We start from the raw sequence: 25,510 nt of genomic DNA on the forward strand, positions 1-25,510 counted from the left end.
CCCTTGTCGCCCTTGTCTACCTGCCCGTGCTTTGTGCCAGTTGCGTAAGTCCTGCTAAATATAGAAATTAACGTATAAATTATAAAGATTTTCTGTAGGTAGAAGGTGTTATCCCCATATGTTTACGGAAGAAGGTCGTAAATTGTCCCTGATATTCAAACCCTAGACGCATACCGATAGATGAGAGCGATAATTCCGGCATTGCTAATAACTGCTTGGCAATTTCCAGGCGACGTTGCATGACATACTGCCAAGGTGCGACTCCTATAGATTGTTTGAACAAGCGTGAAAAATGACTCATGCTCATGCCGACAGAGGAAGCGATCGCATCAATAGACAAATCCTCTGCCAAATGGTCGTTAATATATTCCAGCGTCCGTCGCAACTGAGAATTAGACAGACCGTCTTGGTATTTGCGAATAGTTAATTTTTGTGTAGAGTATTTTTGCAACAGGTGAAGTGCCAGCATATTTGCCGCAGCTTCAATGTAAAGACGGTTACTCATTTCACTAGACTCAATTTCAGCCTTCAACATCAACCCAATGCTGTGAATTAATGGATCATGGAACTGAGACTGAGGTATAATCTCCACCGAATCTGTATTAACTAATTCACCAGCAGTGCGGTTAATAAATTCCGGTTCAAAGCAAAGAACGATATATTCCGCATCTCCGTGCATCCATACTTGGTGAGGCATATAAGCAGGAACCAGGAAACCGCCGTGACTTTCTATCCACGAGCTATGAAAACAATCATCCAACTTCCGCTCTATTTTGAATGGATGGTATGCATTCATAATGCAAAGGACGTGTTGTTTAAGATAATGCTCAGGAGTTTCATGAGTCGGCTGATATAAATATTCAACATAAATATCGTTCCATCCTTTCTGATGACTAGAGACAAGAGACGGACGTGGGAGAATTAGCGAAAGTGAGTTTTCTGTAGCAAAATCAACTCTAATTAAGCGTGTCTTACTGCTCATTGCTTTCCTCCAAATGCACTGAAGCTTTTTTAACGGTAAATTATCAGCCCTTGAGGTTAATTGTTGTCAGTTAACAGATTGTTTATTGCTTTAAAAAATTAATGTCATCAAAATATAAAATCATACAATGTAAGGTTTTCAGTTGTTGATGCGATCGCTAATCCATGCCCCATGCCTTGTGAGGGATGGTCAAAAAATTAGAACTCCTTGAGCCGACTTGATTAAAGCTGTTATCTCTAGACCAAAGACTCATTGCTATTATCAAAGTGACCACTAATTGTGCTGGTAGCGGTAAGCGAAGCCATGCCCCAGGCTTATCGCCTGCGTTCCTCTTCGGTTTTGGTATTAGCGATTGCCTCTTCGATGGCAAATTTGTATATCTGGAGATACCAATGAGAAATCCTTGAGATGCACCATACTTAACTTCCATTCTTGGTAACAATGCCTAATTTACATGATTTTCAGCCTTAACTGAACCGTATTGGTGTATTAAGGCGATCGCAATAAACTTTCACTGGGAGAAGAACACCAAATTGTGGGTTAAAAGTAACCAAATGCTAGAGAAACTTCGGGTATTGTGTAGATGCAGATGAATGCCTTCAGCAGTACACAAAGACAAAAAAGTGCAAATCACTAAGCGCAATGTTGACTTAAGAGTAGATGGCAGCTTAATGCGTGTTTATGTAGCGGCTCCCAAAGCAGCAGGAAAATATCCTGGTATTGTCTTCTACAGTGATATTTATCAGTTAGGCGATGCAATGATTCGTCTAGCTAACTACTTAGCAGGATACGGCTATGTAGTAGCAGCTCCAGAAATTTTTCACCGAATTGAGCCAGTTGGTTTAGTAATTGAGCCAGACGATCTAGGAAGGATGCGCGGTAATGACGATGCGCATCGAACCTCAGTAGCTGATTATGATGCCGATTGCCTTGCTGTGATTGAATTTCTGAAAACAGAGAGTGCGGTTTATCCAAATCAAATAGGCACTCTCGGCTTTTGTATTGGTGGACATTTAGCTTTTCGCGCAGCATTTCAAAGCGAAATTCAAGCTTGTGTCTGCTGTTACCCTACTGGTATTCCCAGTGGTAAACTGGGTAAAGAGGTAGCCGATACAATCCAGAGGGTAAGTGAAATCAAAGGCGAAATGCTAATGGTATTTGGTACTCTTGACCCTCATATACCAGAGAGCGATCGCCAAACCATAATAAAAGCAATTGATAATGCTAACATACCTCACCAAGTTTTCTTGTATGAAGCAGAGCATACATTCATGCGCGACGACGGTTATCGTTATGATTCTAGTGCTACCACCGCAGCTTGGTCTGAAATAATAACTTTCTTGGGGCGCATATTTGCAGAGTGAAAACTTATATTATTGCTTTCTTCGCGTCAAATTTGAGTTGTCTGCAACGCTAACAAACCAGCACCATAAGCAGGTTCATATCTCGGAAATATCACCTTTACTTTAGGAAACTTCTTAACAAGAGACGCTGCAAACCTTTCATGGATATTGCATCTACCTCGCCATACACTTCCTGTTGTGACGACTTCTAAAGCTGAGTCAGCACTAAAAATAGCATCAATTACTGTAGATGTAGCTTTTACTAATTCTTTGACAGCATCATCAATGATGATATTCGCTACTATATCACCTGACGCTGCTGCAAAATCTACAATTGGTGCTAAAGCTGCTATCTGTTTAACTCCCCATTCTCGCCGATATACTACTTCTATTAAATCTTCTATACTTTCCAAATCAAGATGCTGTTTGAAATCCTCTAGCAAACTCGTTGACATTTCCCGTCCATCATAAGATTTTAATGCTGCATTCATGCCTGCGATCGCAATTTTATAGGCACTACCTTCATCTCCTAAAATATACCCCCAGCCGCCGACTCGCTTGGTATTTCCCTGATGGTTTCGTCCAAAAATTATCGAACCAGTACCTGCTGCAACTACGATTCCTACAGACTGACCAATTCCACCAACTAAAGCAATTAAAGCATCGTTACAAATTACAATATTTGCTGGCTGTAATGCCCAAGTAATAGGCAGAGATTTGTTATTTTGTAACTCTTTAACTAAACCTTTTACTACTTCGATATCTGCTGCGCGACCTATACCCGCTAAACCTAGACATATCGCGTCAATATTCACAGTATTTGTAATTATTGCTGCCTCAATTGCATTGTGAATTGCAGATTGAATAGATTGTAGAGTGACTTCAATACCTATACTCTGATAATTAGATGGGCCTGCTTCACCACGACCTAGTACTTGACAAAAATCATTCATTAGTATGCAAACAGTTTTGCTACCGCCGCCATCTATTCCTAAAACATAACTCATGATTCGGTAATAATGTTAATTATTCTGACGCTTTGGTTCTTCTTTTAAAGGTATAAAAAATAGAGCAATCATCCCAGGAATGGTCAGCAAACAAACCAAAATAAAAAATAATGGATAGTCACAAGCTTTTTGCAGATAACCACTAATTAAACCTGGTAACATCATGCCTAAAGCCATAAACCCTGTGGATATGGCAAAATGAGAAGTTTTATATTCACCTTGGCAAATATACATTAAATAAACACTAAAAGCTGTAAATCCAAAACCATAGCCAAATTGTTCTAAGGAAACCAAGGGATACACTAATGTTAGCGAAGGTTTAGTGTAAGCCATATATACATAAAATATATCAGGCAAGTTCAAAGCTAAAGCCATAGGGAATAGACATTTTTTTAATCCATATCTAGAAATTAGCAAACCTCCTAAAATTCCTCCACAAATTAGGGAAATTACCCCAAATGTTCCGTAGACTAATCCAACATCTGATGTTGATAGCCCTAAGCCTCCTACTTCTGGTTTGTCCAATAAAAATAAAGAGGCTATCTTGACAAGCATTGCTTCACCAAGTCTGTAGAGTAAGATAAACGCTAAAATAGCTATAATCTTCTCTTGAGCAAAATATGAGCTAATAATTGACCAAAAGGGTATATTTTCCCTAGCTTGTATTTGTCGTTGGTTATCTGATTCAGGTAAGGGTAAAATTAGGCGATGCGAAATCAACAAAATTGCTAAAATTAGAGCTGAGAAGCCAATAGTTATAGTCCAGCTTAAAGGAATATTATTGAGAGATAATTCAAGCTGACCTGCTAAGACTACTAATATTCCAGAGCCAAAAATGACAGCCATTCTATAAAACAGTGAGCGAATACCAACAAAGAAAGCTTGTTGTTCTGGAGATAAAGCCAAGAGATAAAAGCCATCTGTGGCAATATCATAAGTTGCAGAAATAAATGCTCCTATTGTTAATATTGTTAGGGAGATGAAAAAGAAATTTGGCACTTGTAAACAGAAGGCTATCAAACCCAAGCAGCAGAACATGGCAAATTGGGTATAAAGTATCCATTTGCGTTTGGTAGAGTAAGTATCGACAATTGGGGCCCAAAACATTTTGATGACCCAAGGTAGATAGAGAAAACTTGTCCACAGGGCAATTTGAGTGTTATCTATTCCCAGTTTTTTGTAAAAGATTACGGAAACTGTGTTGATGATGATGTAAGGGATGCCGGAGGTGAAATATAGGGTGGGGATGAATGTCCAAGGGGAAGTTGTTTGATTTTTCATCGGTTTGGGTTAACGAACCGCAGAGAACGCAGAGAGATTAAGAGAGGATAATACGTTTGATGCCGTCTTTGAGGAGGGGGACGTTAAAGTTAATGGAAGGGCTAGTTTAATTGTTCAAACCATTCGAGAGTTGCAGCTTCCACAACAGATTCAGTAAAATCGCTCATTTTTATATTATTGGCTTTCTGTTCTGGCTAATGATTATTATGACTGATTAAAAGTGTCTTTTGATACACAATTTATACACAAAATGCTAGATTTATCAGTTTCACTAAAAGGTAAATTTTAGGGTCGTATATTTATTCACGACTTCTCCAGTACAATGAGAAGGGGAATTAATGATATTTAAATATTCTCAATTTGAAATTCTTGTGGATTTTTCAAAATAAAAATATTATTTTCTTTAACTAAATCACCCGTACATCTTACAGGTAAGCGTTCTTGATAAGATTTTATTGCTAAAATATAATCATGGTCGAGCAGTTCAGTTTTGATTTGGCGTAATTTCTCAAAAACTGGACAAACAATGGTAACTTTGCCACTTAATTTATCTGCGTTGGGAGTAGCAATTTGCGTGACAAAGCCTTGAATTTTGAGATGAGGATAATTTTGAATAAATTCACTTAAAATTTCGAGGTGAGAAAGATTTTCACAATCTGCTATTGTTTCAATCAGTTCTCTAACTCGCGGAAGATAATCTCTTAAATTTTTTGTGCTTGGTAGCAGAATTTCAAATTCTCCTTTTTCTGCTTGCTTGTGCCAGATTGTGGCATTATCAAGAAAAGGTCGGTCTTCGTGCCAACCGTGAGATTGCAAATACTCTTTGAGTTGTTGTGGTTCTATATTTTTGATAATTTCCGCATCTTGCATAGTAACTTTCATGGTTGTACTCCTTGACCAATACCTTGCATCATTGACTGGAGAGCAGCGACTGTAAATTGATTATTTCTTGGTATGGTGACAGTTACAATCGATGTATTTTGTGTTTCTGGCATGAGCCGCAGCGATAACCAATAGCCGCAATACCTCATACAAAGTTCTTGTTCTGATTGTTGCACCCACTCGTCTAAGTTGTCGGCAAGTAAAACTACAATTAAGATTCTAGGAACGGCAAAGTCAACCATTCGTAAATCATTATAGTTTTTCAGTTTGAGAGGGTAGCGGATAGCCTTATCGTTGAGAACATCCCTTGATGTTGATTTTAGCTGCAATTCCAAGCGAGGCGCACGGATGCGTCCCATAAGACCTGTAGCTGCTATTCCCCAATCTACGCTATCGTCGTCTACGGCTGGTTTATAGAGAGAATAACCTGCAACACTGGTGATGCATTGAAGATATGCGTTGCTAAATTGTTCTTTCTGTTGATTGATGTTCACTAATAATTAGGTTTATTTTTGATGCAATTTTGAGTTTACATTGCCTATGCTGCTATTTTCTCGGCTTCTTTAATGCGGATTTCGCCTGATATATAGTTTGGGGAGTAAGGTGTCGCAGATAGATACGAGGGTACGGGATTGTTCAAGATTATAAATCCACTATTCATGTAACAAAGCTGCATCTGATGCTGTAGTCTGTGTTTAGAAGTAGAGCAATCAACGTAGACGAAACTTTGCCTTGGTCAAAGGCGATCGCTTGACTTTAAAATAACAGCAACCGCAAGGGATAAACTCGGACAACTGAGATGACATCAGATGAAACGCTCAAACGAAAGGTATTAAACAAGGTAACTCGGCGGCTCATTCCCTTGTTATTTGTACTTTATATCATTGCTTATTTGGATCGGGTTAATGTCGGGTTTGCCGCCTTGCAAATGAATCACGATTTGGGCTTTAGTTCCACAATCTATGGTTTAGGATCAGGGATTTTTTTCCTGGGCTACTTTTTGTTTGAAATTCCCAGTAACCTTATCCTAGAAAAAATTGGTGCTAGGGTTTGGATTGCCCGGATTGTCATAACTTGGGGCGTAATTGCCGCAAGTATGATGTTTGTCAAAAGCCCTTTAAGCTTTTACTTATTGCGTTTTTTATTAGGAATTGCCGAAGCTGGCTTTTTTCCTGGGATTATTCTTTACCTCACCTATTGGTTCCCAACAATTCAACGCGCTAAAACCATAGCTTTATTTATGACAGCAACTGCGATAGCTGGAGTTGTGGGAGCGCCCCTTTCTGGTCTGCTGCTGACTCTACATGGAATTATGGGATTAGCGGGTTGGCAGTGGTTATTTTTAGTAGAGGGTTTACCCGCCATCATTATGGGTTTTGTGGTGCTGAGTTATCTATGCGACCGTCCAGAGCAAGCTCAATGGTTGGAAGTAGAGGAGCGTTTCTGGCTCCAGGAGAGATTACGGCTAGAAGACGAACACAAAACTAGCCACAAGAGTTACACCTTACTCCAAGCTCTTGTCAATCCTAAAGTTTGGTTACTGAGCCTGATTTATTTCACGTTAGTAATTGGTCTTTATGGTATTAGTTTCTGGCTGCCACAAATTATTAAAGGTTTTTCTGGATTAAGTGACCTGTGGGTGGGATTTCTTTCGGTTATTCCCTATCTGGTAGGTGCGATTGGAATGGTTTTTGTTGGTAGCCACTCAGACCAGACTGGAGAACGCCGCGCTCATGTGGCTATCCCAGCTTTTATTGGCGCATTTGGTCTAGTTTTGAGTGCTTACTTTCATCAGCCTGTGACTGCGCTAGCATCCCTTTCGTTGGCAGCACTGGGAATTTGGGGAGCTTTAGGGCCATTTTGGACTTTACCTACTGCTTTTTTAAGTGGTACAGCGGCTGCTGGCTCCTTAGCGTTAATTAACTCGGTAGGCAATTTGGGAGGATTTGTTGCTCCCTACGTTATCGGCTTAGTTAAAGATGCCACTAATAGTTTTACCGGAGGGCTGCTTTTAATGGCAGCAGCACTGCTAGTTGGTGGAATTCTCACTCTGATAGTGCGTCATGACTCTTTTCTAGAGCGACTCGATAATATCTGAAGCTGATACAAAGGCTAGTACCTCTGTCAATACTGCTCGGTTAAGGAAAGGTCAGGAATAAAATGTAATCGCTAAAACCTTTCTCGGTAATTTAAATCCCCTGAGATTCCGTTGAAGTCTTTTTTGCTGATTCTCAATCAATCGTAGCGTAGGCGTAGCCCACCGCAGGCATCGCACGCACTTCGCCTGCCCTGTTAAGTAAATTCCTATCTAGCAAGCTTTTTGGGCTTTTCTATCCGTCGAACTCACGTTATATAGCAAAGTGCTGAGTGCTGAGTGCAAAGTGCTGAGTGCTGAGTGCTGAGTACTGAGTAGAAACTCAGTATTATCAAAGATTTCAGCAACCAACATAGTCCTAACCTATGCTTCGACTGTTATAATTAGCGCCTCCTTATACACCTCCTCCAAAAACCCTGGCCCCAATACCCGATGCACCTCAATCGCCGCCCCAATCACCTCGCCCGTAAGCCGATTTATTTCCTCTCCTACCTCTCTTCCCTTTGCGTTTTCTGCGCCTCTGCGGTTCGTTTCCATATAAACCCTCTCCAACCCTGTGGCAAAATTTATTAGAGTCCTTCCTTAGTTTTCCCCCATGACCGCAACCATTCCCAATCTCCCCAGTCTCTACGACCCCTTTTCCACCGAAGCCAAGTGGCAAAAATTCTGGGAAGACAACCAAGTTTACAAAGCTGACCCCAATAAAGGCGGCGAACCCTACTGCATCGTCATTCCCCCGCCGAATGTCACCGGTAGCTTACACATGGGTCACGCTTTTGAAAGTGCCTTAATTGATACCCTCGTGCGTTACCACCGGATGCAGGGACGTAATACCCTGTGGCTACCCGGAACTGACCACGCCAGCATCGCTGTGCATACTATGCTGGAAAAGCAACTCAAGACAGAGGGTAAGACTCGCTACGAGTTGGGGCGCGAGAATTTCCTAGAACGCGCTTGGCAATGGAAGGCGGAGTCTGAGGGAACGATTCTGAATCAGCTACGACGCTTGGGGGTCTCGGTGGACTGGTCACGGGAAAGGTTTACCCTGGATGAGGGTTTATCTAAAGCTGTTGTTGAGGCATTTACTCGCCTCTACGAGGAAGGCTTAATTTATCGTGGGGAATATTTAGTTAACTGGTGTCCCGCTTCTCAGTCGGCTGTATCTGACGTGGAAGTGGAAAACCAAGAGGTGAATGGAAATCTCTGGCACTTGGGCTATCCCCTCACCGATGGTTCCGGTTTTGTGGAGGTGGCGACAACTCGACCAGAAACGATGCTGGGCGATACGGCTGTAGCGGTTAATCCCAATGACGATCGCTACAAACATCTCATCGGCAAAACTGTAACTCTGCCCATTCTACAACGAGAAATTCCGATAATTGGCGATGAATTTGTTGACCCCACTTTCGGCACAGGTTGCGTGAAGGTAACTCCCGCCCATGACCTGAACGATTTTGACATGGGTAAGCGTCACAATCTGCCGTTAATCAACATTATGAATAAAGACGGCACTCTCAATGCCAATGCTGGGGAGTTTCAAGGACAAGACCGCTTTGTTGCTAGAAAAAATGTGGTTTCTCGCCTGGAAGCAGATGGCTTTTTGGTGAAGATAGAAGATTATAAGCATACCGTTCCTTACAGCGATCGCGGTAAAGTACCCATTGAACCCCTCCTCTCGACTCAGTGGTTCGTCAAAATTCGCCCCCTAGCTGACAACACTCTCGAATTCCTCGACCAGCAAAATTCCCCAGAGTTTGTCCCCCAACGCTGGACAAAAGTTTATCGTGATTGGCTAGTAAAACTCACTGATTGGTGTATCTCTCGCCAATTATGGTGGGGACACCGAATTCCTGCTTGGTACGCTGTTAGTGAAACGGATGAACAAATTACCGATAACACGCCGTTTGTAGTAGCGAAATCGGAAACTGAAGCTTGGAAAAAAGCTAAAGCGCAATTTGGCGAAAATGTCAAGCTAGAACAAGACCCAGATGTGCTAGATACTTGGTTTTCTTCTGGACTCTGGCCATTTTCAACTTTGGGCTGGCCGGAACAAACTCAGGATTTAGCGACTTACTACCCAACTACCACTTTGGTGACAGGCTTTGACATCATCTTTTTCTGGGTAGCCAGAATGACCATGATGGCTGGGCATTTTACTGGACAAATGCCTTTCCAAACAGTTTACATCCACGGCTTGGTGCTGGATGAAAAAGGTCAAAAGATGGGAAAGAGCAAAGGTAATGGTATTGACCCGTTGTTATTAATTGACAAATATGGTACTGATGCCCTGCGGTATACCCTAATTAGGGAAGTTGCGGGGGCTGGACAAAATATCCGGTTAGAATACGATCGCAAAAAGGATGAATCAGCATCAGTAGAGGCATCCCGCAATTTTGCAAATAAGTTGTGGAATGCTGCCCGGTTTGTGATGATGAATTTGGATGGATTGGGGACTGGGGAATTGGAACTGGGGAGCCAGTCGCCTGCGGAGGCGTCCTCAGTTGAGCGAACTGGCGTGACTGGGAAAGACTCTTCCCAATCCCCAATCCCTAATCCCTCGCTAGAACTTAGCGATCGCTGGATTATCTCGCGGTATCATCAAGTTATCAAACAAACCACCAATTACATCGATAATTACGGTTTAGGAGAAGCAGCAAAAGGACTCTACGAGTTTATTTGGGGTGATTTCTGCGATCAGTATATTGAACTAGTGAAATCCAGATTGCAAGCAGATGCCAATCCGGTATCGCGGCGGGTAGCACAGCAAACCCTCGGCTATATACTGGAAGGAATTATGAAACTGCTTCATCCCTTCATGCCTCATATTACCGAAGAAATTTGGCAAACTCTCACGCAACAATCAGCAGATTCCTCGCAAACTTTACCGTTACAAATATATCCCCAGGTAGATGCAAACTTGATTGATCCAGCTTTAGAAGAACAGTTTGAATTACTAATTGGTACTATCCGCACAATTCGGAATTTGCGGGCTGAGGCGGATATTAAACCAGGGGTAAAAGTGACAGCGAATTTGCAAACCCAAAGCGAGAAGGAGCGGGAAATTCTCACTGCTGGACAAGATTACATTAAAGATTTGGCGAAGGTTAAGACTTTAACCATTACTGAAAAGGAAAAAAGCCAAACTGTTGCTGTTAAAAAACCTCAGAGGGCTTTGAAGACAATTGGCTTAATTATCGTAGCCATTGTCTTTGGTAGAGTGGGTTTAGCTGCGGGAAATGCCATTGATGACATTCCCATCGTCGGAACTTTCTTTGAACTAGTTGGTTTTGGTTACATAGCTTGGTTTGTTAGCCAAAATTTACTCACTGCTCAAGCAAGACAAAGTTTATGGAGACGCTTTTTCCCGGAGAAAGAATTAGAACAATCACAAGAATCAGAAAATGCGATCGCAGGTGTGATTGGTACAATACAAGTGCTAATTCCTTTGAGCGGCGTAGTAGATATTGAAGCTGTCCGTGCCAAACTAGAAAAAAGCTTGAGCAAAGCTGAAGCCGAAATTCAATCTCTGAGTACCAGATTAAACAATCCTAGCTTTGTGGATAAAGCTAGAGCCGATGTGGTACAGGGAGCGCGTGATGCCTTAGCAGAAGCACAAAAACAAGCAGAAATTTTGCGCGATCGCCTGTGTGGCTTAGGATAACTGTAATGGGTAATAGGGAGTGTCAATAATTCCCAATTACCCATTACCAATTAACAAGATCCAAATATCAATAGCACTTATTTTTTTATTAAATTTTTTTAATTTTTAATTTTTAATTTTTAATTGGAGCGAAGCGACTCTCATGCTATATCTAGCCCAGGTGCGTAAAAACGATTTTTTAGACCAGCACCAGTTACGCTTGTTGGCGCGTCAAGAAGCTGATAACTTGTGGGCGATAATTCCTGAAGAGGCTTTCATTCTCTTAGGAAAGGGAAAGATTATGAGTGAGAACTTGCTTGTTTTAGTGGAACTTTCTTCTACAGGCGACATTGAAAAACTAGAAGATGCCACCAACTGGGTACTGCATCTGGTACAAAGCTACCTTACCATCGGCATTACCCCAGAATTTTTGCAGCACGAAGCCGAGCGAGCAGAACATTGGCGACAATCACTGACGTTGCAAAACCAAGACTTAGCGCGGCGTTCTTTGGAATTGGAAGCTCGTCGTGAACAAATTCAAGCCTTAGAAGAAAGCCTCAAACGTGATAAAAATGGTTATCCCCAAGAGGAAAGTTAAAATACCAACCCCATCTGCGTCAAAGAAAAGATTACCGGTAGTTTGATCATAGATGAAGCGATCGCTTGCTGTTGTCGCACTAGTCCCAAGTCGGAACAAATTGGCATTGAGCGTAGTATTCTGAGATTGGCTAAGTGCGAATTCTGCCTTGGAAACAAAGATAGTATCATCTCCAAGAGTAAAATTCCTTAGTCATTAGAAATCACCGCACTCGGTCGCAGCCAATAATTCAACTCTGGTGCAGTAAATGCTTGGCGGATTTCTTTTCGTTCCTGATTCAAAACCATCGGACGCTGTACACCAGCAAGAAACTGCACATCATAAAGTTCTTGACAGCCTGTGCTGAACTTCAACATCCCCATCTGCTGCCCATTTCGCAAATCCACCACTGCTACGCCACAGAGCAACTGCTCAAACCGTTGGGTAATGGGCAACCCTCCGAAAATATGCCGTTCCCGAATCTGGCAAAGTCCCACTAGAGCGTAATACCCCACGCAGCACAAACCCCGCAAAAATCCAGGCAGTACACAGACTACTTGTTTATCTCCTGATTCTGGATGAATGCGCCATATTTCCCCTGCACCAGAGTTGAGTAACCACAAAAACCCGTCATGCCAGATTGGGGAATGGGGCATTGATAATCCATCTACAATAATTTCATTGCTCTCTACTTCCACCACCACCCCACCGTTAGCTTTGCCCGGTCGCCATCCTCCGACAGTATCTGTCGCACCGAGGGCAGTCACATACTTGGGTTTGCCATCCACCATCGCTAACCCATTCAGGTGACAACGGTCTTCTGGCACTACTTGGGAAATAAATTTGGGATGCCAGCGCGGTACAAAGCTAAAGTCTGGACTCAAGGCAGAAAGGCACGAAAAGCGGGTATTGACAATCCACAGCCCTTCTCTGCCAAATTCCAGGTCGTGAATGTTCAGGTCGCCTGTGAAATATGCCATCCGTGGCAGGTAGAGGGCATCGTAGCGTCCGGGCTGATCTTCTAAAAACTCATAAGCTAATACAGGGGCATTGGCTAATAAACAGACTTCGTGATGGCTAGCCAGTGCTAGACGTGAACCATTCACTGCCAATCCCATTGGTTTGGAAAATTGGCGTAACAGCATGGTTATCTGTTCCCCATTCCAGCCTACTAGTGCTAGTTTTCCGGCTTGGTAGGTGGTGATGGCAACTGAGCCTCCAGCTTGACTCAGCCAGGAGATAAATCCCTGATCGGCATCACATTGAATTAAGTTATTCTCTTCTGGGGCAGTATTGGGAAAAGTAGACAACATAAATCAGTTGAATTAAATTTCAAATTTGTTGAGGAACTTTAGACTTAGTTAAATACAAAATATACTCAGTGGCTCTAGCTCTTAAAATTGAGCGGGAAATCACCAACTACAAATCTTTTAGAATTAATGACACAGACCACTAGGCGTGCCATCATTGTCATTGACATCCTCCCCCTTGTAAAACGGAGGGGATTCCCAAGAATCACTTCTTGAGTTTTCTGCTTCGTCCCGTGCCAGCTAGACTAGTAACACTAGTAAGAGCCGCATCCAGTCCACAGACAATTTGTTTTATTTCCAGGTCATACCCTGACCCATTCTGACTCTGGCTTTGACTGGGTGCTGCCCAGTAATAGACACAGCAAACAGATGATGGGAGCGGTTTTAAGGTGTGATTTTCGGGACACGGGACATTCCACATATACTGAGCGACCACCAAGCTAGATGGGTAAATTGGGCGCACTCAAACCAGGTCAACGTAAAAGCGAGGTAGGCAATAAAGACTGCTTCAATTCCACGGTAAGGTGATTTGATAACCTGCCACAGACACCATACTAACAGGGTAAGGTAGGATGCCATCCCCAGTAATCCTACGGATAAAATTGTGTCCAAAATTAGATTGTGCGCTTTGGTTGTGGGTAGTTGTGCCGCTTGTATTTGCCCCTTTTTATCTTGGTAGTCGAAACTAAAATCATCCAAACGAATCACTTTGGCTATTGTTCTTCCGTAGCGCACATAGGGATAAACTGCGCCGAAACCATTCATTCCCCATCCGAGTAAAGGACGCTGACTAATTCCCCGGTTGGCCATTTCCCACAGATAAACTCGGTCTGATGTAATTTATCTAATCAAAGGTGCATTATCGATGTAATGTATTTGGATTGCATCGATTTCCAGGTATGTCATTGTCAATATAGGCATAAAATTTTTTCCCTGGAGTAAGTTCTTTTAGCTGAAATGTATCTTCTTCATAACCTGAGGATAGATTGTCAGAAAAATAATAATAGGAACAGTTATCATCACTGCTAATACTTTTAACTGGACAATAATCTTCACGACGACGCTTTGTTTGATTTCTCCAGCCCCAGGATATCCCATCATAAATCATGACTGTCTGATTTCCAAGTTCACGAACCAGGAAGAGTTCGGCATTCCAATAATGGCTATTCTCGGCATCAGGTCTGTATGGTCTGTCATAAAAAGTGGGGAAAAAGAAATTGGGGTTATTTCTTGTCGGAAAATAGTATGGACTGTCTGTTCTGTCTTGAATATCTATTCTGTCTTCTTTCAAATTATGTGCACCATACGGACGTGGCTCCTCAGAATGATTACTCACAACTCGCTGAATCCAATTAAGGCGGTCTGGAAACTGAGGGTCGCTCTCTCCTGAGATAAAGTCCACATCAAACAACGCACCAACTCCACCAAGGACAGGAAAAGTTGAAGGAGAGCCACAGTTGGTAAGATTACCACAAGCATAATATTGTTTAACCCTGAACTCACCCTTAAGGCTTTGGTTCCCTTCTTTAGGAGGTGCAATAAGAAATGTCCAGTCTGGAAATTGCTCTTGTAATAAGCGTCTCAATCCGGGTGTTCCACCTCGTTGAAGGACTCTAACATTCTCTTCCTCTTTTACCCATGATTGACCCTCTCTGTTTCCTTCTCTATATGGAACTTTGTTAAAGTTGATGTGGTTCTCTATATCTGTGTCATAGGTAATAGAGACAGCATGGGTAGACTGAGTATGGAATAAGGCTAAAAACGTTGTTGCTAACACAGCAATGAAATATTGTCTTGACTGCATTTTTATCTCCTTGACACAGTGATTGACCGCAAAACAACAGTTTTGTTTGCGTTCCAAATAGAGCGAAATTATAATTAAAATTCAATTCACTATTGGATAAGGCGAAACTCAAGAGGAAAAGTAAATATCTCACCCACCCAGACATCTTCTATTTTTAGAATCTCACGTGGTAGGTAATTGTTTCTTGGCAGCTTTCGCATTGGCATTAAAAAAATAATTCCATCTCCCCAACTAGCTTGCTCCCAGCCAGGATAAGGATTTTCATATATGACATTAATCGAGTATGTACCAGATTCAAAATTGCCATACCACCAGTAGGTAGCATCTTTTCTCATAAACGTAAACTTCAGTTCATTTTCAAACCATTCAAAATATCCTTTAACTAAGAAAGTCACACTTTCTCTAGGCATCAATAATTTAAAATCAGATAATTCTGGAGATGCAGATGTGTTAGCAATAGGCCCAAACTGTGGTACCTTTTGTTTGTTTACTTGGAGGAATTCTGGACGCGCTGTGAAGAGTAATAAATTACAAGGTTTTGCTGTATTATTAGTGATATGAATGCCAAACCAAACCTGAGTTTTAGCATCAGACTGCTTTGGTGGAATTCGCAGTACACGCTCAGGCATCACCGTTTCAAATTGAATTCCATCTACTTGAACAGTATTATTACTGTTTGATTTAAAAGATGACATGTTGGGTATCCTTTCAGCTTCTACTTTTTTACGCGCCATTACACTGATTGGCGTATAGCTTAATGACATTATCCCAAAAAAGACTAAAACCACAGCTAAAACTATTGCTCTTGAGTGACGCATGAGATATTTACTGAAGTTTAGAGGGTTTTATAGAAACTAGATTTCAGTATGAGGCTTCACATAAATTTTGCACGAGCATTAAGGATACATTTTGTTTGTTGGTCTTATTGAAATGTATAAGATTGTCTGGTTATCTTGGACGGTCTTCATGAAGATAGGAGCGACTACGTAAGAGAGATGCTCAGACTTAACTAGTGGAAATGATTGTAACTTTTGTAAATATTAACTACCTTGAAATAGTGTTTCTATCTTTGCAAATAGCAGTTTTGATGTCGTTTAAGTTCAAGGCTAGACTAAACGAAACTCTATTTTAGGTGTAGACACCATCCCTATCCAAAGACCTTCTATTAAGTTCGTATTCAGACTTTCTCTGTCATATATTTCTATTTCTTGCACTGTATATTTGTTGTTGTAGGCAAGCTGAATTTGATAAATGCCCGCCTTAAGTCCATCCAAATTCCAGTAGCCACCATCACCCGCTTCAATTATTAGGGTAAACGGGTCAAGCTTGCGCCAAGAGAGTTCGCTGTATGGAAATAAGGTGAAACTCTCTCCTGGCATAACTAGTGGAAAATCAGATTCTGATGGTCTTTTAGTACCACGCCGATAATACCCTTGGAAATGTAGTTGACCATCTGCTCCCACAAGTTGGGGAATTATAGTAGCAAAAAGGCTAAAGCGGACTGCCGTGGACGTATTATTAGTAATGCAAATCCCTAACTCCATACGAGTCTTAATACCGCGCTTTTTTTCTGGCAGTATCAACACTCGTTCTGGCATCAAGGTTTCAAAGTGGATACCATCTACTTCTATTGCACTGTTATGAGATACCACGGGTTCAATTAAGCGAAGATTCACGAATTGAGTCGCCAATTGCACCGCACTCACTGTTTCTTCTGTTGGCGGGTCTAAGCTTGATTCACTTTCACCATAATTACCCCATATAAACCGAAGCTGATACGATTCTGGTTGGGGAATATTGAAAAACCAAGTTTTGTCAAGAAAGCGAAAAACTTTTGATAAAGAGTTAGGGCTGTTAATAACTTGAAGTTGCAGATGGTTATTTTGCCAAATCAGCCTTAGAGCCAAAGTAAGAGGTATGCGTAGTCCCGAATTGATTAAACGAGGAGCAAATACTATAGTCTCACTTCGCTTTAGCCATTGGGCTAAGTTTGATACGAACTGCCTCAACCAAATTCCAAAAGCTGCCTGGGGAGGTATGTTCCTTTGAAGTTCATCAACAGCTTCATCTAAAGTTATTTGCCCTTGTAATACTTGACCATCTGATGTCAAAAGCTCTGGAATTAAGGTTTGATTGGGATTGAGATGACAAGGATTTGGCGTGTTATTGATTAGGTAAACCTTAATTTCCACAATTTCTACAGAGATACTGGAATCAGAGCGATTCTCCGGGATAGGTAACACTATAAGATTGGGTTCCCAGATTCTTAAATGGATACCATCTATTTCAAAGAAATTGCTTTCATTTGATTCAAAAAATGTCATATTGCTTACCCTCTAAATTTTTAATTTTTTACGCGCCATCACATTGATTAGCGTATAGCTTAATGACATTATCCCGAAAAAGACCAAAACCACAGCTAAAATTGTCACCAATAGATTACGTATGTAATACTTCAAGGCTGTTTCGTGAAGATTTTATGGAAACAATGTTTTAACTAGAAACTGAAAATAAATTCTTGATTGCAGGGCTAAGGTTGAGCAATCAGAAAGCATTAAGATAAATGTATCCTCTTATCGAGTATGTGATAACCCAATATTTACTAGATTGTAAAAATAGCATCTATTGAATTAGAAGAAGAAACTTTATGAAGTTAATCTGAAGTAAATGGTAATGAAAGAGTTTAAATAAAAAAATAAATATAAAGCCGAGCATTAAGGATACATTTAGTTTGTTGCAGAAATGTTGAAATGTATAGCAGTCGCCATTTCAGTTAGGACGTAGAATATATAGAGAGGTGATTAATTTCTGCATTCCTATGGCAAACCCTTACAGTTATGACCTACGACGAAAAGTGATAGAGGCGATTGAACTCAATGGGATGAAGCGCTCTTGAGCCAGTGAATTCTTCAACATCAGTCGTAATACTATCAATACATGGTTTCAGCGTCGGAGGGAAACGTGTGACTTTAATGCCAAAGTCAGAACACATCGGGGTAATGAGCACAAAATCACTGACTGGGAGAAGTTTCGAGCATTCGTAGAAACCTACGGGGACAAAACTCAGGCGGAGATGGCCGAACTGTGGGAGGGTGATATTAGCGATGCCTTCTCTACGAGACGCTACGCGAACGGCGAGCTACGCTAACGCACCATCTCACGAGGGCTGAAGAAAATCGGGCGGTTGCTATATCTGTTGCGTTATTTTAGGAGTTGGTATAACATTGATGCAATTGACCCTGAAACTGATGTCCACTCGCCTCAATTCTGAGCTTACCATCAGCACTTTGGTAAACAGCAAAATGATCGGGCCAATCGTGATAATGTTCAAATTCTCCACTTTCCGGTCACGATTCTTCAAATAGGCGAGCACCCTGATGTAAACGTTCCGCAATTTGATAAGTTTGTCCTTGAGATCGCATTGTCGGAGAATGAGCGGCTAAATACCGAGATGCAGCCACTAGTATATGAATTCCAGCCGAAGTTTGACCGAGGAAAGAATACTGACGAAAAGCGGCTTCTATTTCTTGAATGACATGAAAATCACGGTTTTCTCGCAGCATCAATTTCCCCAGTTTTGCCATCAGTCTTTCAGCACTACCACCACTGTATAAATAATTAGCAACTAGTTGTCCTGTCTGGTTTACTTGCTGCTGACGGTTTAATAAATCCGGTAGCTGCTGGAGTAATTGTTCGGGATTTTCCACAATGTCTTTGGGTTCTGGCAGCCTTGCTGGTGGAACATTCAAAAAACGATTTAAATATACACTCATCGCCGCATCAAACACACCTCTTAGTAGTTCGACTGTTGGTACTCTTCGTAAAGCTTGATGTACGGCATTTGCAAACGTAAATGGATGGTGGGCTGAATTCCAATCTCCAAAGTCATTATTAGTGTGGAAACGAGCTACTCGTAATGCTGCTGTATAAGTAACTACACCAGCTAATTGTTCTTCAGTACAACCTGCTTTCAGTGCATTCAATAGCGAGTCTGCGATCGCTTGTGGGTCTTCACCTAATAAAATTGGTACTAGTTCATCTGCTTGTGACCAACTTCCTTGTCGAGATTTTCCCACACTTAATACAGTCGGTAATTGCTCAAAAGCCGACTCTAATATTGCCACCAAATCTACAGGGTAGCGCCAGGAATTGGATTCTTCCATCCGGGAGGCATTGGCTAAACCCGAAACTAGACTAGCCAGAATTGATTCTGCTGCTTGCCAAGCTATAGCATCCAATGCTTCTAATGCTTTATTGATAAAATCAAGCGTATGCCCAACATCAAGATAGCGACGATCTGTTGCAGCACAGAACAGCATATCTGCTATTTGCTTTGAATTAGCTCCTGAACGAACAGCAGATACTAAACATCTTTGTGCAGCTTCAGCATCTCGTACCTGAATAAATTGGCGAAACCAGTTTTTGAGAGTCGCAAAATCTACTTTAGTGTTGGGTAATGGGTGAACGACAAACTCTGGTGGCGCACCCGCACTATCATTAGCTACTGCCGACAGTCCGTGGAATAAAGCACGAGGTTTGTCTTCTGCATCTAGATAAGGTAATAGATTCATCATACAGGTATGGATAGTCAAACCTGTACTCCAACCCGCTTTGTTATAACGAGTACCAAATTCTAACCCGATGAGAAACGGTTCTGTCGGGTTTACCCCGATATCTAACAGTGCGAGGGTTGATTTTGCAATCACTAAAGAAATATTCTGCTCTAAACCGTCTTGCAGACGTTGGCGGTGGTGAGCATGAGGGTTAACTGGTGGTGCTAAATTTATCCAAACTTCACCATCACGGATTTCTACCGGGAAACAAGGAACATCATCTGCCCACGAGTCAAATGTTCCACCACTAGCAAGGTCAAAGCGGGCATAATGCCAAGGACAGGTAACAATACCATCTTTGCAAGTGCTTCCTTGTAAGGGAAAGCCCATGTGAGGACAACGGTTATCAATTGCGTAAACTGTATTATTTGAGTAAAACAAAGCAATCGTATGCTTTTCCTTGTGGACTAACAAACTGCCTGCTGCCTGAACTTCTGCAAGTTGAGCAACACGGATATAATCGTCTGTTTTCGTCGCATCTTCAAATATTTGAGTCATTTAATTACAGATAGGTAAATGTCAAATCCCTTATTTCTACTCTGGCAAAGTTTTTCAGATTTGAGCATTTATGCATTCTAATTTTTGTTAACTAACCTGAGTTCGGGATAATAAATCCTCAAAACCCTTAACCTCTCGTTGTTCGGTCTGAAGCTCTGTTTGAACCTATTCTCAATAAAGCATATTGTTGATATTAATCTCATTTGCGAACCTTATTGACAAACTGATTCGACTTTAATTGCTTCTTTGATCGCTTAGATTTTTGTTCAATCCTTATAGAATAAGCTTTTTAGCTTCTGGCTTAACCCGAACTCAGGTTAACTAATAACAATTCAAAAAATCTTTACAACAGATAACTCCACCCCAGGCGGCCACATCATGTCAATAAACAAAGTATATTCTCAATAAAGTCAATACCTTTGCCAATTTACGAGGCTTGAAAATAGGTTTTAGTAGAGCGATCTTAGAAATACCGTTCCACGGTGGCTATCTTCCAGGTTTTGAGATTCATCGTCAGTTTTCTCTGCGATCGCAAAATGTCCTCGGCTTATCTTTATCAGACCGAGATTCGATGTATACAGGGAAATTTCTACCCAAATCCACGCTTCCTTATATGATGGTACTTTCAAAATTTTTAGTTATTTTTGCATAAAACACAAGACTTTAGCTGAAGAATATTACATACCAAACCTAGTATATGTAAAACAGGGAGAAGATTTTAAAAATCCCTTATTTAATCCCCTTTTTCAAGCAACGCCCTGGACTTGTGCCAGGGCAGTTTTTATTGCACGCAATAGAAATCAGATATTATCTGTAAATCTAGCGATTATTAATTTTTGCCATTGGTCAGAATATGAATAGCTGCTCCTGCGACTGCACCATCGACTGCATCCCCCAGGGTATCTTTGCGACCACGAGTCACAGCACCTGTAACTGTGCTTGCTGCTGCCCCGACTCCAACATCTTGGCCTAAATTTCGATGCTTTCTATGATACCTAGACCTCGTACCATTGACAGCATTAACAGCTGCCCCAGCAGCAGCTCCTTTTATAGCATTATTCAGTAACGAACCACGTCTCCTTACTGTCCCAGATAATACTCCTGCACCTGCTCCAATACCCACATCTCGCAGTATGTGTTCATCCGCAGATGCTTGCTCTGCCGGAACTAAGCTCACACTGACTAAGCTTACAGCCATCAGGCTGGAAATCAATGCACCTGAAATAGTTCGGTTCATACTAATACCTTCACCTTTTTAAAACTGAAAACCAATCAATTAACAATTCAAAAATAAACAAGCATTATCCTCCTCCACCTACTTATAGCAATAGTTTCAGATTATCAAACGTTATATTCTACTATCGTTGATAGTTTATTAAGTGGCACATCAAGTGAGAATAATCAATCCCAGACTTGTTCTCGCCCAGGAAGCCGACCAGGACGACCTCTTCTTTGGACGCGATCGCTCATAGGTGGGTATTGACCACTTAAACTAATTCGCAATTCGCAATTCGCAATTCGCAATTACGTGTTGTAACGGGGATTTAGAAAGTGCCACAACACTTGCGGCTTGATAGAAGCCGGGGATTTAAACCCCTACACTTTGTTAAAAAGAATCGCATAAAAAACCCCTAGCATTTCTACTAGGGGTAGGAAATAATACCATTTCACTTGATGTTTGTCTGAGATGACCCTGTTTGTGCCTCTGCTCTACGCAAGAGGCTGGAGTGTTTCTCAAATATTACAGTAAAAAGCGATCGCGTATAAAATTAGCCAACATTTGCCAAGAGCAATTCTCGTTTTTCTGATTTTTGTACTCTCACTTGAGAGTCATCATCAACATCGATAAGGGCTGTGTCTCCATCTGTAATTTCACCAGACAGTATTGCTTCGGCAAGAGAATCTTCTAGAAGGCGCATAATTGCCCGACGTAATGGCCTAGCGCCGTAGCTGGGGTTATAACCTTCTTGTACCACAAGCTCTTTGAAGCGATCGCTAACTTCTAGGATAATTCCCTTTTCTGTCAAGCGATTAGCAACATCGCGGAGCATAATTTCGGCGATTTGCTTAACTTCATCCTTGGAAAGCTGGGTGAAGACGATAATTTCATCAAGACGGTTGAGGAATTCAGGACGGAAGTAAGCTTTCAATTCTTCATTTACCAAGGTGCGGATGCGGTTATAACTAGCGTCGGCTTGAGTGTCAAAGTCAAAGCCTAAACCACTACCACCTTTTTCAATCACCTTGGAACCGATGTTAGAAGTCAAAATGATCAGCGTGTTCTTGAAGTCCACTTTCCGACCTTTGGCATCGGTAAGATGACCGTCATCCAAGAGTTGCAGCAGCATATTGAATACATCGGGGTGTGCTTTTTCGATTTCGTCGAATAGCAGCACTGTGTAGGGTTTTCGCCGCACGGCTTCTGTAAGCTGTCCGCCTTCGTCGTATCCTACATAACCAGGAGGCGAACCAATTAGCTTGGCGACGGTGTGGCTTTCCATGTATTCGGACATATCTAGGCGAATCATCGAGTCTTCCGCACCGAAGAAGTAGGCAGCTAGTGCCTTCGCCAATTCTGTTTTACCAACTCCAGTCGGCCCAGAGAAGATAAAGCTAGCAATGGGACGATTGGGATTCTTCAGTCCGACGCGGGCGCGACGGATACCGCGAGATACAGCCGTGACTGCTTGCTCTTGACCGATGAGCCGTTGATGCAGAGTGTCTTCTAGGTGTAGGAGCAACTCTGATTCAGATTCAGTAAGCTTGTTGACTGGTACGCCAGTCCAAGAGGCAACGATTTGGGCGATGTCTTCTTCGTCAACTACAGTTGAGTTGACAGGTTGATCGTTTTGTGTATACGTTGTTTGCAGTTGTTCTGCAAGTTTTAACTCTTGCTCGCGCAGTTGTGTCGCTTTATCAAAATCTTGGACTCTGACTGCTGCTTCTTTCTCTTTGGTAACACTAGCGAGTTCGCGCTTGAGTTCTTTATTCGGAGAACTTTGAGAGTTCCGCAGACGAACGCGAGAACCAGCTTCATCAATTAAGTCTATTGCCTTATCTGGCAAGAAGCGATCGCTAATGTAGCGGTCTGATAACTGTGCTGCTGCGACAAGTGCTGAATCCAAAATTGTGACTTTGTGGTGTTGTTCATAAGCACCACGCAAGCCGTAAAGAATTTGTACGGTTTCTTCTACTGAGGGTTCCCCGACCATAATCGGTTGGAAACGACGCTCTAGGGCGGCATCACGCTCGATATGCTTACGATACTCATCAAGGGTAGTTGCGCCGATACACTGGAGTTCGCCCCGTGCTAAGGCAGGTTTGAGGATGTTGGCTGCATCCAAGCCACCTTCTGTACCACCAGCGCCAACTAAGGTGTGAATTTCGTCAATCACCAGAATGATATTGCCGACAGTGCGGACTTCTTCTACGACTTTTTTGATGCGTTCTTCAAAATCGCCACGGAAGCGAGTTCCAGCTACCAATGACCCCATATCGAGGCTGATAACTTGCTTGTCTTGTAAACTTTCGGGAACATCCTGGTTGATAATACGTTGAGCTAGACCTTCTGCGATCGCAGTTTTACCAACTCCTGGTTCTCCAATCAACACAGGGTTATTCTTGGTGCGGCGACCGAGAATTTGGATCGCCCGCTCAATTTCCTTCTGGCGACCAACTACGGGGTCAAGTCTGCCTTCTTGGGCTAATTTGGTCAAATTCCTGCCAAACTCTTCCATAGTTAGCGGTTGGGTACGCTTTTGACTACCACTACCAGCAAAAGCTGGTGCATTTTCACCCAAACGGCGAACTATGGCACTGCGGACACTCTTGAAGTCAACCCCTAGATTTTGTAGTACTTTGGCGGCGACACCTTCACCAGCCTCGGTTAATCCTAAGAGTAAGTGTTCAGTGTTAATGTAATTCTGTCCTAGACTATGAGCTTCTTTAAACGATTGCTCGAAGAGGCTTTTCACTTTAGGAGTAAAAGGAATTTCTGGTGGTACAAAGCCAGAACCCCTACCAATAATTTTTTCTACCTCGCGACGTGCATCTTTGAGGGTAACGCCTAATTCAGCCAGCACTTTAGCAGCGACCCCAGTTCCTTCTCCCATTAAACCCAGGAGAATTTGTTCAGTTCCTACGAAATTGTGTCCCAGGCGACGTGCTTCCTCCTGAGCTAACATAATTACTCTAATGGCTTCGGAAGTGAAGTGTTCAAACATAATGGGTTCTTGCTCCCTCGCTGCTTGGACTTTGGGTGAGATAAAATTCACCCTCATCTAAAGTTTTTTGTATTTTCTTAAGGACTAATGTAACTTTATTTAAAGTTAAGTGGCAGTGGTGAGAGCCGTAAGACATCAGGTGTACTTGCCGTCTACTAGGAGTTAGGAGTGAGGAGTTAGGAGTGGTGAGTAAGTTAAAAGTTTTAAATTTTACAACCTACTTTTAGGTACAGAAGATGATTTTCTTTTGCCTTTTCTGCTCCTCTGCTCTCGGCTATAGTTAAAAACTAAGACTCAGCACTCTTAACTCTTGTACAGACGCGATTAATCGCGTCTCTACTCTTAACTCCTAACTTCTCATTCAGGACTGACAATGACTGAAGCAACGGCCGGTAAAGACCAACAACATCCACTTTATAACCGCGATCGCCCCCTTATTGATATTTTACTCGCTCAAGAGGCGACAGACTATAACTTAGCAGAATTGGCTAGACTGCGAATGCGCTATCAAGGGTTTCCAGGGGCAAGAGACATCCAAAAAGACCTAGATAAAGTCTTGCAACAGTGGGGTTTGACCGAAGCCGAGCTTTTTGAGAAAACTCGTCAAATTCACAATCTGGGGGGGATTTACAAAAGCCGCGGTAAAAAGGACGAGCAAGATTGGAATTAGGGAATGGGGCTAGGTTTCACAACTACAGTGATAGCATCCAAACTGCTTAGTTTTAAACTTGTTCCCACTCGGTAAACTGTGCCACCACTACCCAATGCTGTACCATATAAATTGCCATCTTGAGTTTGAATTAATTCGCTGCTTGGTTGGTAAGGTTGACCTTGTTGAACTTTAAATGAATGCAGCAAACTAAAGCTTCCTTGAGGCGTAATTTTAAATAGTGTACCGCCGTTCTGTTGTGTTCCATAAAAACGAGTTGTGCCGTAGAAGTTACCATCGCTAGCTTGTAGGGAAAATGCTTCCTCCTTAATGTAATTTGATTTAAGTATTAGCACTTTTGCCAGCCCCAAAAAATTAACACATAGTAGCCTATTTGCGGCTTATCAAATTTACACATATCATAATGGAAGCGATCGCCTAAAAAAAAGTGGCAGTGGCACATAGCGCCACCGCACCTTAGCTTGATTAAGATTCAGTAACTGAATTTTTTAAAGTTATTTAAAATACCTAAACAATAAAAGCTTGCTTTGTAGCGAAAGCAAAAATAAATACTTTTAGCCTAAGTAAAAAGACTTACAAATAACT

20 protein-coding genes and 2 pseudogenes are annotated in these 25,510 nt (G+C 41.9%); 6 read left to right on the forward strand and 16 right to left on the reverse strand.

Features of this window, described 5'->3' with window-relative positions; translation table 11 throughout:
- Positions 1–79 precede the first annotated feature (79 nt).
- Positions 80–982, reverse strand: a complete 903-nt coding sequence (locus tag RMY63_RS15815; RefSeq protein ID WP_322729611.1) for an AraC family transcriptional regulator — start codon at positions 980–982, stop codon at positions 80–82.
- 623 nt (positions 983–1,605) lie between these two features.
- On the opposite strand from RMY63_RS15815, the gene RMY63_RS15820 reads away from it, so the two are divergent.
- Positions 1,606–2,346: a dienelactone hydrolase family protein gene (locus tag RMY63_RS15820; protein ID WP_322729702.1), complete on the forward strand. Its 741-nt coding sequence runs from the start codon at positions 1,606–1,608 to the stop codon at positions 2,344–2,346.
- A gap of 26 nt (positions 2,347–2,372) precedes the next feature.
- Here RMY63_RS15820 and RMY63_RS15825 read toward each other — a convergent pair whose 3' ends face one another.
- The 4 genes from RMY63_RS15825 to RMY63_RS15840 all read right to left on the reverse strand — a co-directional run bounded on the left by RMY63_RS15825 (position 2,373) and on the right by RMY63_RS15840 (position 5,989).
- Positions 2,373–3,332: an N-acetylglucosamine kinase gene (locus tag RMY63_RS15825; RefSeq protein ID WP_322729612.1), complete on the reverse strand. Its 960-nt coding sequence runs from the start codon at positions 3,330–3,332 to the stop codon at positions 2,373–2,375.
- A 15-nt stretch (positions 3,333–3,347) separates the two neighbouring features.
- Positions 3,348–4,613 (reverse strand): AmpG family muropeptide MFS transporter, encoded by a 1,266-nt coding sequence (locus RMY63_RS15830; protein WP_322729613.1) that lies wholly within the window; start codon positions 4,611–4,613, stop codon positions 3,348–3,350.
- Between the two features lie 345 nt (positions 4,614–4,958).
- On the reverse strand, positions 4,959–5,495 hold the full coding sequence (locus tag RMY63_RS15835) for a hypothetical protein (protein ID WP_322729614.1): 537 nt from the start codon (positions 5,493–5,495) through the stop codon (positions 4,959–4,961).
- A complete protein-coding gene (locus tag RMY63_RS15840) occupies positions 5,492–5,989 on the reverse strand; it encodes a DUF4365 domain-containing protein (protein WP_322729615.1) in 498 nt (165 codons plus the stop codon). Before RMY63_RS15840 ends, RMY63_RS15835 begins: the two co-directional genes overlap by 4 nt.
- Before the next feature lie 305 nt (positions 5,990–6,294).
- Between RMY63_RS15840 and RMY63_RS15845 the strand changes: the two genes are divergently transcribed.
- Complete coding sequence (locus tag RMY63_RS15845) at positions 6,295–7,593, forward strand: MFS transporter (protein ID WP_322729616.1); 1,299 nt, start codon at positions 6,295–6,297, stop codon at positions 7,591–7,593.
- 381 nt (positions 7,594–7,974) lie between these two features.
- Here RMY63_RS15845 and RMY63_RS15850 read toward each other — a convergent pair.
- Positions 7,975–8,127, reverse strand: a pseudogene (locus RMY63_RS15850) (GxxExxY protein); the annotation flags it as partial.
- A gap of 58 nt (positions 8,128–8,185) precedes the next feature.
- Here RMY63_RS15850 and RMY63_RS15855 point away from each other — a divergent pair.
- Positions 8,186–11,251, forward strand: a complete 3,066-nt coding sequence (locus RMY63_RS15855) for a valine--tRNA ligase (RefSeq protein ID WP_322729617.1) — start codon at positions 8,186–8,188, stop codon at positions 11,249–11,251.
- Positions 11,252–11,393: 142 nt separating this feature from the next.
- Positions 11,394–11,828, forward strand: a complete 435-nt coding sequence (locus RMY63_RS15860; RefSeq protein WP_322729618.1) for a hypothetical protein — start codon at positions 11,394–11,396, stop codon at positions 11,826–11,828.
- A gap of 188 nt (positions 11,829–12,016) precedes the next feature.
- Here RMY63_RS15860 and RMY63_RS15865 read toward each other — a convergent pair whose 3' ends face one another.
- The 5 genes from RMY63_RS15865 to RMY63_RS15885 form a co-directional block, all read right to left on the reverse strand.
- Entirely contained in the window at positions 12,017–13,120 is a 1,104-nt protein-coding gene (locus RMY63_RS15865) for a TIGR03032 family protein (RefSeq protein WP_322729619.1), read from the reverse strand.
- Positions 13,121–13,501: 381 nt separating this feature from the next.
- On the reverse strand, positions 13,502–13,927 hold the full coding sequence (locus RMY63_RS15870) for a hypothetical protein (RefSeq protein ID WP_322729620.1): 426 nt from the start codon (positions 13,925–13,927) through the stop codon (positions 13,502–13,504).
- A gap of 49 nt (positions 13,928–13,976) precedes the next feature.
- Entirely contained in the window at positions 13,977–14,921 is a 945-nt protein-coding gene (locus RMY63_RS15875) for a hypothetical protein (RefSeq protein WP_322729621.1), read from the reverse strand.
- Between the two features lie 89 nt (positions 14,922–15,010).
- Positions 15,011–15,709: a hypothetical protein gene (locus tag RMY63_RS15880; protein ID WP_322729622.1), complete on the reverse strand. Its 699-nt coding sequence runs from the start codon at positions 15,707–15,709 to the stop codon at positions 15,011–15,013.
- A gap of 318 nt (positions 15,710–16,027) precedes the next feature.
- Positions 16,028–17,245 (reverse strand): hypothetical protein, encoded by a 1,218-nt coding sequence (locus RMY63_RS15885; protein ID WP_322729623.1) that lies wholly within the window; start codon positions 17,243–17,245, stop codon positions 16,028–16,030.
- Between the two features lie 494 nt (positions 17,246–17,739).
- On the opposite strand from RMY63_RS15885, the pseudogene RMY63_RS15890 reads away from it, so the two are divergent.
- A pseudogene (locus tag RMY63_RS15890) lies at positions 17,740–18,024 on the forward strand (IS630 transposase-related protein); the annotation flags it as partial.
- Between the two features lie 244 nt (positions 18,025–18,268).
- Here the strand turns inward: RMY63_RS15890 and RMY63_RS15895 are convergent.
- The 4 genes from RMY63_RS15895 to RMY63_RS15910 all read right to left on the reverse strand — a co-directional run bounded on the left by RMY63_RS15895 (position 18,269) and on the right by RMY63_RS15910 (position 24,255).
- Positions 18,269–20,032, reverse strand: a complete 1,764-nt coding sequence (locus tag RMY63_RS15895) for a Rieske (2Fe-2S) protein (RefSeq protein ID WP_322729624.1) — start codon at positions 20,030–20,032, stop codon at positions 18,269–18,271.
- 449 nt (positions 20,033–20,481) lie between these two features.
- Positions 20,482–20,661, reverse strand: a complete 180-nt coding sequence (locus RMY63_RS15900) for a hypothetical protein (protein ID WP_322729625.1) — start codon at positions 20,659–20,661, stop codon at positions 20,482–20,484.
- A gap of 200 nt (positions 20,662–20,861) precedes the next feature.
- Complete coding sequence (locus RMY63_RS15905; RefSeq protein ID WP_322729626.1) at positions 20,862–21,269, reverse strand: hypothetical protein; 408 nt, start codon at positions 21,267–21,269, stop codon at positions 20,862–20,864.
- Between the two features lie 532 nt (positions 21,270–21,801).
- Positions 21,802–24,255, reverse strand: coding sequence for an ATP-dependent Clp protease ATP-binding subunit (locus tag RMY63_RS15910; protein WP_322729703.1), 2,454 nt, complete (start codon positions 24,253–24,255; stop codon positions 21,802–21,804).
- 373 nt (positions 24,256–24,628) lie between these two features.
- Between RMY63_RS15910 and RMY63_RS15915 the strand changes: the two genes are divergently transcribed.
- A complete protein-coding gene (locus tag RMY63_RS15915) occupies positions 24,629–24,925 on the forward strand; it encodes a DUF3288 family protein (protein ID WP_322729627.1) in 297 nt (98 codons plus the stop codon).
- On the opposite strand, the gene RMY63_RS15920 is transcribed toward RMY63_RS15915, so the two are convergent.
- Positions 24,922–25,260, reverse strand: a complete 339-nt coding sequence (locus RMY63_RS15920) for a choice-of-anchor tandem repeat GloVer-containing protein (protein WP_322729628.1) — start codon at positions 25,258–25,260, stop codon at positions 24,922–24,924. The two genes, RMY63_RS15915 and RMY63_RS15920, sit on opposite strands and share 4 nt — an antisense overlap.
- Positions 25,261–25,510: the final 250 nt, after the last annotated feature.

The sequence above is a fragment of the Nostoc sp. ChiQUE01b genome (assembly GCF_034531255.1).
GTDB lineage: Bacteria > Cyanobacteriota > Cyanobacteriia > Cyanobacteriales > Nostocaceae > Nostoc.